Annotated in this window: 4 protein-coding genes; 1 reads left to right on the forward strand and 3 read right to left on the reverse strand. The window is 66.2% G+C overall.

The window, feature by feature from the left end; all coding sequences use genetic code 11:
* Positions 1 to 71: 71 nt before the first annotated feature.
* The 3 genes from AC062T_RS14060 to AC062T_RS14070 form a co-directional block, all read right to left on the reverse strand.
* Positions 72 to 1667 (reverse strand): DHA2 family efflux MFS transporter permease subunit, encoded by a 1596-nt coding sequence (locus AC062T_RS14060; protein WP_476031060.1) that lies wholly within the window; start codon positions 1665 to 1667, stop codon positions 72 to 74.
* 116 nt (positions 1668 to 1783) lie between these two features.
* Entirely contained in the window at positions 1784 to 2284 is a 501-nt protein-coding gene (locus AC062T_RS14065; RefSeq protein ID WP_108515058.1) for an HNH endonuclease, read from the reverse strand.
* A 372-nt stretch (positions 2285 to 2656) separates the two neighbouring features.
* Positions 2657 to 3358 (reverse strand): iron-dependent transcriptional repressor DtxR, encoded by a 702-nt coding sequence (locus AC062T_RS14070; protein ID WP_476031062.1) that lies wholly within the window; start codon positions 3356 to 3358, stop codon positions 2657 to 2659.
* 127 nt (positions 3359 to 3485) lie between these two features.
* Between AC062T_RS14070 and AC062T_RS14075 the strand changes: the two genes are divergently transcribed.
* The coding region (locus AC062T_RS14075) for an aminotransferase class V-fold PLP-dependent enzyme (protein ID WP_476031064.1) at positions 3486 to 4175 on the forward strand (690 nt) is incomplete at its 3' end.

The following is a 4175-nucleotide window of genomic DNA, read 5'->3' on the forward strand; positions in this document are numbered from 1 at the left end:
GCGTTGCGAGTCTACCGAAACTCGCGGCGCACTGAAGCAGCGACGCCCGACCGAGCGAACGACGAAAGCAGCTATCCCTCGGCCACCGGCGAACCGGAGGGCGAGCCTGCACCCGAGCTAGAAGGCGACGCAGCTGGCGACCCGGCAGCCGCAGCATCCGGAGCTCCCGTAGCGGCACCCGCAGAAGCAGAAGCAGCAGCAGCCTCAGCCCGAGGCCCCCACTGCGGCGGCTTCGGCTTCGCAAAGAACGCAACAATAACCGCCCCGACCACGGCAACCGCCGCCGGCAGCAGCAACGACTGCGACATCGCCGCACTGAATCCCTCGTGCAACGCAGCAGGCAGCCCGCCGCCCTGGGCGAAGTCGCTCGTCGAGGCCCCTGGCCCCAGCTCCGCCGCGAGGCGCGCCTGGATGAGGGCCGCGATCGAGGCGCTGCCGAGCACCGAGCCGATCTGGCGGGTGGTGTTGTAGACGCCGGAGCCGGCTCCCGCCTGGTGGGGCGGCAGGTTGCGGGTTGCGGTCGAGGAGACCGGCGACCACATGCCAGCGTTGGCGATGCCGAGCAGGGCGCTGGGCAGCAGCAGCCAGTAGATGTCGATATCGGGCGAGAGCAGCGCCGAGTACCAGAACAGCGAAATGGCCAGCAGCAGCAGGCCGGTCACCGCAATGTAGCGGGGGTTGATCTTGTCGACGAGTTTGCCGGCGAGGGGCGCGAGCGCCGCCGCGATCACCGCCATGGGCACGAGCATGAGGGCCGACTGCGTGGGGGTGAGGCCGCGCACGATCTGAAAGAAGAACACGAGCGGCAGCGACATGCTGGTCACGGCAAAGCCGATCGCAGTGATCGCGCCGTTGGCGAGCGAAAAGTTGCGGTCGCGAAAGAGCGCCAGCGGCAGCAGCGGCTCGCCCCTCTTATTGAAGGCCTGCCAGAGCACGAACAGCACCAGCACCACAACGCCCGAAACGATCATGCCCGGCACCGTGATGGGCCCCACGATCGTTCCCCAGTCGTGGCTCTCGCCCTCCTGAATGCCAAAGACGAGCAGAAACATGCCCACAGCGCTGAGCACAACGCCGAGAATGTCGAACCGGTGCGGATGCGTCGTGAGGTTCGGCACGAATTTGACGGCCATAACGAATGCCAGGATGCCGATGGGCACGTTGATAAAGAAGATCCACTCCCAGCCCAGGCCGTCCACGAGCACTCCGCCGAGCACAGGCCCCACCAGGGTGGCAATGCCGGCGACAGAACCCCAGATGCCCATGGCGGCGCCGCGACGGTCGGGCGGGAACACTCGAGTGATCACGGCCATGGTCTGCGGCGACATGAGCGCGGCGCCGAATCCCTGCACGACGCGGGCCAGGATGAGCGCCTCGATGGTGCCCGCAAAGCCGCACCAGGCCGAGGCCAGCGTGAAGACCACGAGACCGGCGAGGTAGAGGCGCTTGGGGCCGAAGCGGTCGCCGAGGCGACCCGTGATGAGCAGCGGCACCGCATAGGCGAGCAGGTAGGCGCTCGTCACCCAGATGACCTCGTTGATGCCAGCGTCGAGCCCGGCCATGATCGAGGGGTTCGCCACCGAGACGATCGTGGTGTCGACCAGAATCATGAAGAACCCGATTACGAGCGCCCAGAGCGCGGCCCACGGCCGAGCGACATTTTCCATCGGGAATTACCTGGCTTTCCGTTCACACACAACGCGAACGGACTATTCTCCCGCGAATAAATGCTCGCGCGCGCCACATGCGCCCGGCTACCAGCCCAGCCTTGGCAAACTGCCAGCTACGCCGCGGCGGCGGCCAGGTATTCCTCCCACTGCGGCACGGGGCTCTCGACGCCCTGCACCATCCACGAGGTTCCGTGCGGGGCCTGCGGTCGCACGCGCAGCCTCCATCCCATCTCCCTCGGGGTCCTATCGCCCTTCACGTTGTTGCAGCGCAGGCAGCACGCCACCAGGTTCTCCCACGAATCCTTGCCACCCCTCGACCGCGGCAGAACGTGGTCGATCGTTGTGGCGTGCGAGCCGCAGTATCCGCAATTGTGGCCATCGCGCCGCAGCACCCCGCGGCGGCTCACCGGCACGGAACGCCCGTTGGGAATGCGCACATAGCGCGTGAGCAGAATCACGGAGGGGCGCTCGAACGATTCCGTCTGGGCATAGACCGGATGTTCGGCGTCGTGGGCCACGACCGTTGCCTTCTGATTCAGCACGAGCACGATGGCCCGCTTGAAGCTGACGATGGCGAGGGGCTCGTAGCCCGCGTTCAACACGAGGGTGCGCATGGGTATCCAATCGTTCTCGCCCTGCACGGCTTGCAGGGGCGCGACGCTTCGCACAATTCGGACTCGCTCGCCAGCATCCGCCGGTTAACGAAAAAAGGCACCGCCATCAAGGCGGTGCCGCGGGGTGAACAGGCGCAGGTGTCTGCGCAGCACCGGTCGCTCGGGCGTATGAGGGTGCCGCCGCCGGGGCCGTGCCCGGCGAGCCGCTCAGGGCACAGCGCGTCCGTGGTTCGGATGCTCCTGCCCTCACTCATAACGTTTCTCCCGATGGTTCATCAGAATTGCACGAATTCCAGGGTAACCCCGCCGGGTCTGTGCAGCACCTGGGCGCGCCACAAAGCCATCGCCCTGCCACCGGGCGTTAACCGGGAGTTAGAGCGCCTTGATGCCCACGTAAACGTGCTGCGCGACCTCGTTGGGCAGCTCTAGGCCGCCCTCTTCGCCGTCGACCTCCACCAGAACATACGATCCGGATGCCGTGAACTTGGCCTTGGCGCCCGGCACGACGCCCGCCGTGCGCAGCTGCTCAAGCAGCTCCACCTCATACTGCACAGGCTCGCCGAGGCGGCGAACGGTGCCCGCAACCGGGCCCACCGCGCCCAGCGTGTAGTTGACGATGTTGACGACACCGGAGGAGAAGCTCGTTGTCGGCACCTCGCCGAGGGCCTCAAGCCCGGGGATGGGGTTGCCATAGGGAGAGTGGGTGGGGTGGCCGAGAAGCTCCATGATGCGCAGCTCAACCTGCTCGCTCATCACATGCTCCCAGCGACAGGCCTCCTCGTGCACGAGCGACCATTCGAGCCCGATCACGTCGGAGAGCAGACGCTCCGCGAGGCGGTGCTTGCGCATAACGCTGACGGCCTTTTCGCGGCCGGAATCGGTGAGCTTGAGGTGACGGTCGTTCTCGACAACAACGAGGCCATCGCGCTCCATGCGCCCGACGGTCTGCGAGACCGTGGGGCCCGAGTGACCCAGACGCTCACTGATGCGCGCCCGCAGCGGAATGATGTTCTCTTCTTCGAGTTCATAGATGGTGCGCAGGTACATCTCAGTGGTGTCAATGAGATCAGTCAATGTCGCCCTCCCGGTGCACAAGCGTGTCAGGCTAGCCTAACCTGCGGCGCGGCGTCCAGCCCGCTAGCCACATGAGTGCTGTCGTCATACGGCGTAGGCGTTCGGCCTGGGGCAATAGAATTGCGCCATGGCCGAGCTGATAATTCCTTCTAACCTGCTGCCCGCCGACGGACGCTTCGGATGTGGACCCTCCAAGGTCCGCCCAGAGCAGCTCTCGTTCCTCACCACCGAGGGGGCGAAGATCCTCGGAACATCTCATCGCCAGGCGCCCGTCAAGAACCTCGTCAAGAGCGTTCAGGAGGGCCTCGGCCAGCTGTTCAGCATCCCCGAAGGCTACGAGGTTGTGCTCGGCAACGGCGGATCCACCGCGTTCTGGGATGCTGCCGCATTTGGCCTCATCGAGAAGCGCAGCCAGAACCTCACGTTCGGTGAGTTCGGTGGCAAGTTTGCCAAGGCCGCATCCGCTCCGTGGCTCGAAGCCCCCGACGTGATCAAGGCCGAGCCGGGCTCCCGCGCCGACGCCGTGGCTCGCGAGGGCATCGACGTCTACGCCTGGACCCACAACGAGACCTCCACGGGCGTTATGGCTCCCGTCACCCGTGTTGCGGGCGACCAGGGCGCCCTCACCGTGATCGACGCCACGAGCGCCGCCGGCGGAGTCGACTTCGACGCCAGCCAGGCCGACGTCTACTACTTCGCGCCGCAGAAGAACTTCGCCTCCGACGGCGGCCTGTGGTTCGCCCTCTTCTCCCCCGCCGCCCTCGAGCGCGTCGAGCGCATCGCCGCAAGCGACCGCTACATCCCCGACTTCCTCAGC

Source organism: Homoserinimonas sp., assembly GCF_056262345.1.